This is a genomic window from Actinocrinis sp. (assembly GCF_035946395.1).
GTDB lineage: Bacteria > Actinomycetota > Actinomycetes > Streptomycetales > Catenulisporaceae > Actinocrinis.
Map to the genome: position 1 here is coordinate 1 of NZ_DASYZI010000199.1, position 4,899 is coordinate 4,899.

The 4,899-nt window shown below is 68.2% G+C and carries 4 protein-coding genes; 1 reads left to right on the top strand and 3 read right to left on the bottom strand.

Annotated elements, in window-relative coordinates; all coding sequences use genetic code 11:
* The 3 genes from VGS97_RS12480 to VGS97_RS12490 form a co-directional block, all read right to left on the bottom strand.
* The coding region (locus tag VGS97_RS12480) for a cellulase family glycosylhydrolase (protein WP_326853562.1) at nucleotides 1–1,406 on the bottom strand (1,406 nt) is incomplete at its 3' end.
* A gap of 38 nt (nucleotides 1,407–1,444) precedes the next feature.
* The gene (locus VGS97_RS12485) at nucleotides 1,445–2,890 is read right to left on the bottom strand and encodes an alpha-L-fucosidase (protein WP_326853563.1); all 1,446 of its coding nucleotides are present in this window, start codon (nucleotides 2,888–2,890) and stop codon (nucleotides 1,445–1,447) included.
* Nucleotides 2,891–4,372: a glycoside hydrolase family 43 protein gene (locus VGS97_RS12490; RefSeq protein WP_326853565.1), complete on the bottom strand. Its 1,482-nt coding sequence runs from the start codon at nucleotides 4,370–4,372 to the stop codon at nucleotides 2,891–2,893.
* A 387-nt stretch (nucleotides 4,373–4,759) separates the two neighbouring features.
* Here VGS97_RS12490 and VGS97_RS12495 point away from each other — a divergent pair.
* Nucleotides 4,760–4,899, top strand: a 140-nt coding sequence (locus VGS97_RS12495; protein WP_326851903.1) for a LacI family DNA-binding transcriptional regulator, incomplete at its 3' end; no start/stop codon positions are given.

Below are 4,899 nucleotides of genomic sequence, written 5' to 3' on the forward strand. Positions count from 1 at the left end.
AGCCAGGGAACGCCGCTGGAGAAACGGACTTCGAGGGTTGAGTCGACGCCGTATGACCGGCTGCCCACCAGGTGAGCGACCGTGGCGGCCGTCAGCGTGACCTGATCGCCGGACACGGCGTAGTCCCGGCCGTCGATCAGGCGCCAGCCCCCGGCGTCCAGGCCGCGGAACTCGGTACCGTTCAGGTCGAGCGTGATCGTCTGCGCCGCGATGGGGCCGGAGCGCGGCACGAACAGCTGGTCCGAGGCGGCGGTGCCGGAGCGCGTGGTCCAGCCCGACTTGATCTGACCGATCAGGAAGGGGTCACGCCATTGCAGGGTATTGCGATTCAGGTAGGTGCCGGGATCCCACAGCGCGGTGGTGACGTGGTTGATCCGCGCCTCGTAGCCGACCATCTCGAAGTACTTCAGCGCCTCGCCCGGCTCGACGACGTTGTTCGGGTTCGTATAGTCGGGGTAGTTGAGCAGGCCGTATTCACCGAGATAGACGGGGATGCCCTTCGCGACGAACGTGTCGTACATGCGGGCGAAGGTGTCGATCATGTCCTGCTGGACGGTGGCGTTGAACGTGGTGAACCCCGCGATGTTCACACTGAACGGCCAGAAGCTGTAGTAGTGCACCGTGGCGACCAGGTTCTGGTCGTGCAGCGCGGCCATCGTGTCGGCCAGGTTGTCCATCAGGGTCTGGTCCGGCGTGGCGCCCAGGGTCGGCAGCACCAGCAGACGCGTCGCGTTCCGGCCGCCGGATTGGCGCACGACGTCGAAGAACGAGGTGTTGAGCTCGCTCATGAACTGCGTCTTCTGGGCGTCGGTGGCGTTGTAGAACTGCGGTTCGTTGACACTCTCGAACAGCAGCCTGCGCGATTCGTCCCTGAACTCGGCGGCGATCTGCGTCCAGGTCGCGTCGAAGCGGGCCAGCACGTTGTCGTGGTCAGTCGCCATGTTCGCGATCCACTCCCACGAGTCGTGATGCAGGTCGATCTCGACGTAGAGACCGTCCGAAAGCGCCCAGTCGACCAGTTGCCTCGTCCGGCTCATGAAGGCCGGGTCGACGGTGTACGGCGCGGCGGCGGACTGGTGACTGTCCCAGGTCACCGGAATCCGGACGCTGCGAAAGCCTTCGGAGCGGATGGTGTCGAAGACCGATTTGGTGACCAGGGGGTTGCCCCACGAGGTCTCGTCCGGGATGGCGTCCAGCGTGTTGCCGAGGTCCCAGCTCGGCTGCATCGCGGCCACCGTGTCCATGGCACTGTCGCCGGGTGCTGATGTGTCTGCGGCAGCCGCGCCGGCCCCGGTGCCGATGAGCAGCGCGCCGGTGAGACCGGCGAGCCCGGCGCCGACGCCGATCCGCCATCGGAGTGAGCGCCGTGGATCTTGGAGTCGTACATGTTTCCGTGGGGCGTGCACGGTACCTCCAGCTTGGGGATGGGTTTCCGGCGACCGCGTCAGGGTGCTGCCGGGGTGATGCGCAGCACGGGCATCGGGCCGGTAGGGGCCTGCTCGGGGAGGCGCACGGTCAGCGCGTGCGCGTTGTGTTCGTATTCGAGCGGCTCGGGGTGACCGAGCAGGTGCACGGTGCTGATCCGGCGGGTGTAGAGCGTCAGGTCGCGTGCGAGTGAGCGCACGTGGATGCGACCGTCTTCGGCGGCGCCGAGCGCGATCACGTACAGGTGGTCGTCCCGGGTGGTGAAGCGCAGGTCGGCCGGGCCGTAGGCCGGTGAGGCGTTCTCGGTGAACTGCCCCTCGGTCACCCGCGCGGGGCCTTCGCCGTAGACGATCCATGGACGGCTGGCGTAGATCGCCTCGCCGTTGACGGCGAGCCACGCGCCGATCTCCCGCAACAGCTGCGCTTCCGGCTCCGCGATGGTGCCGTCGGCGCGCGGGCCGACGTTGAGCAGCAGACAGCCGTTCTTGCTGACGGTGTCGACGAGCACTGTCAGGAGTTCGGTCGAGCTCTTATAGTCGTGGTCTTCCACGTAACCCCACGAGCTGCGCGAGACGGCCGTGTCCGTCTGCCACGGGTCCGCCCGCAAGAGGGCGCTCGCTCCGCGCTCGACGTCGTAGACCGCGGTGCCGGGGACGAAGGCGTCGTGCTTGTACGCGAGCACCGCTCCGCGTTGCCAGGCCGTGGCACTGTTGTAGTAGAACGCTGCGAGCCTCGGCAGGTGGGGCTTGAAGACGGGCTGGTGGATCCACCAGTCGAAGTAGACCAGTTGCGGCTGGTAGCGCTCGATCAGCTCTGCGGTACGGGCGAGCCAGTCCTCGATGAACTGCGGGCTCGCGGGCAGTTCCTGCGGCTGTGCGGGGCCGTAGAGGTCGGCGTGGCGGCCGGCGCGCACGTCCGAGTCGAAGCCCATGCCGCCGTTCATGAACCACCAGTGCTCGGCGCGGTGCGAGGACAGGCCGAAGACCATCGAGCGGGCTCGGACGGCGTCCGCCAACTGGCCGATCACGTCGCGCTGCGGACCCATCGCGGCGGCGTTCCAGGGATTGAGTGTGCTGTCGTACATGGCGAAGCCGTCGTGGTGCTCGGCGACCGGCACGACGTACTGCGCACCGGCCTGCCTGAAGAGGGCGGCCCAGTCGTCCGGGTCGAAGTTCTCGCCGGTGAGCTTGGGGATGAAGTCCTTGTAGCCGAACTCGTTCTGCGGCCCGTAGACGCTGCGGTGGTGCTCGAACTCGGGCATACCGGGCTGGTACATGTTGCGCGAGTACCACTCGCTGCCGAACGCGGGCACGCTGTACGGCCCCCAGTGCACGAAGACGCCGAACTTCGCGTCCCTGAACCAGTCAGGCACCTGATAGCCGGTCAGCGACTCCCAGGTGGGCTCGAACGGACCCTGCGCCACCGCCTGGTCCAGCGCGCGCAGGAACCGCGCCGTGCTCGTCATCTACTCTCCCGGGACGTTGTGCTTTTCGACGGGCTCGTAGTCGAACCAGTCGAAGCGGACGGTTCCGGCCGCGGCGTACACGCCGACGACCCGGCCGGTGAAGCCGCCGGCCACCTCGGTCGACAGGTACCGGCCGTCGAGTTCGGCCAGCGCCGTGAACACGCCGTCCCGGTCTTCGACGCCGAGGGAAACGGTGTCGGGCCCGCTGCGCACGTCCCGGAAGGTGTCGGTGGACGCCACCCGGATCGCGAGCACCGCGGGTCCGGCAGGCATCGGCCGGGTGGCCAGCACCGTTCGCAGCGGGCCGATGCGGGCCAGCGCCCGCACTTCCGCGGCGGTCGCCTCGATCTCGTAGTGGTGCAGCTCGTCGAGACGGACGGCCAGGCCGCCGCGGCCTTCGGCGGTGTCGATCAGAGTTCGTATTCGGCAGGACGGGTGCTGCTGACGCCGGCCGGCGAACGTGACGTCGAGGTCGTCGAGCGTGCCCGCGCGGGCACGCAGGGTCAGCCATCCGGGCCGTTCCGTCACGTTGCAGTCGTCGGCGGGGCGGTGGCGCAGCGAGATCCAACGTGGATGCAGGTCGTCTGCGTCGAAGTCGTCCCGTACATCCGGCGGCGGTCGCCCGGTCGTCGTCGGGACTATTCCGCCCACGACCGGCCAGCCGTCGGCCCACGTCACCGGCGCGAGGAAGGTTTCCCGGCCGAGTACATGCCAACCGGGGGTGCCGCCGCGCGCTCGCACGCCGAGCAGCACCATCCACCACGCGCCGTCGGGTGCCTGGACGAGGTCGGCGTGGCCGGTGTTCTGGATCGGGTGGTCGGTGCTGCGGTGCGTCAGGATCGGGTTGGCGGGGCAGGGTTCGAACGGTCCCGTGGGCGCGGTTCCCCGGGCGATCGACACGCAGTGGCCGCGCTCGGTGCCACCCTCGGCGATGAGCAGATACCAGTACTCGCCGATACGGTAGAGGTGCGGCGCCTCCGGGGCCTTGGCGCCTGGAGTGCCGGACCAGATCCGGCGTGGCGGGCCGAGGGCCTGCCCGGTGTGCGGATCGATCCGGACCTGCCCGACCCCGGCGTACGTACACCAGCAGGCGCCGTCCTCGTCCCAGGCGAGATCCGGGTCGATCCCGGCGACGTCGGGCAGCCGGACCGGGTCCGACCAGGGACCTGCCGGGTCGGTGGCGGTGAACAGCAGGTTGCCTTCGCCACGGGTCACGTTGGTGGTGATCAACCAGAACCGGCCGTCGTGATGCCGCAGCGTCGGTGCGTAGACGCCGCCGGACGACGTGCCGTCGGGCACCAGGCGCAGCTGGCTCGGCCGGTCGAGCGCGTTGCCGATCTGGGTCCAGTGCGCCAGATCCCGGCTGTGGAAGAGCGGTACGCCGGGAAAGTACTCGAAGCTGGAGCAGGCGAGGTAGTAGTCCTGCCCCACTCGGCAGATGCTCGGGTCGGGATGGAATCCCGCGAGTATGGGATCGCTGATCGTGTTTCCCGCCCTTCAAAGAAACTTTCTCCACAGAACGCCGACAGTTTCCGAACGCTAGCGAGGCGTGTGGCACCGGTCAATGGCCGCTGCGTGCCCGCGGGCAGGCGTCTGGTCTCGTACGGAGCGTCGCAGTGCCGCCACCTGCATGACTGGCGTCACTGGAAAATTATCGAAGCGCTTCGATGCTTCTTCTGGACACTAGCCACCTGGCCGGTCTACCCTTCTGGAACAAGGTCAGCATGCTTGGCCCTGATCGTATGTCGAAGCGCTTCGCTGGCCTAGCCCCGCGGTGTAGTCGTACACGCGGCGTTGTCGGCGACGGCGATAGTTCCGTCTTCCCGTTGTCCGCACGGGGGTGTGGCTGGGTCCAGTTGTGGAGGATGCATGGTGACGATTGCGGAGGTGGCGCGGTTGGCGGGGGTGTCGCCGTCCACGGTGTCCTACGTGCTGTCGCGTAAGCGCTCGATCTCGGAGGAGACCCGGGTGCGGGTCCAGGCCGCCATCGACACCCTCGGCTACCACCC

Coding starts and splice junctions, on each gene's coding strand:
- VGS97_RS12485 (WP_326853563.1), bottom strand. CDS start 2,890: ATGACGAGCACGGCGCGGTTCCTGCGCGCGCTGGACCAGGCGGTGGCG.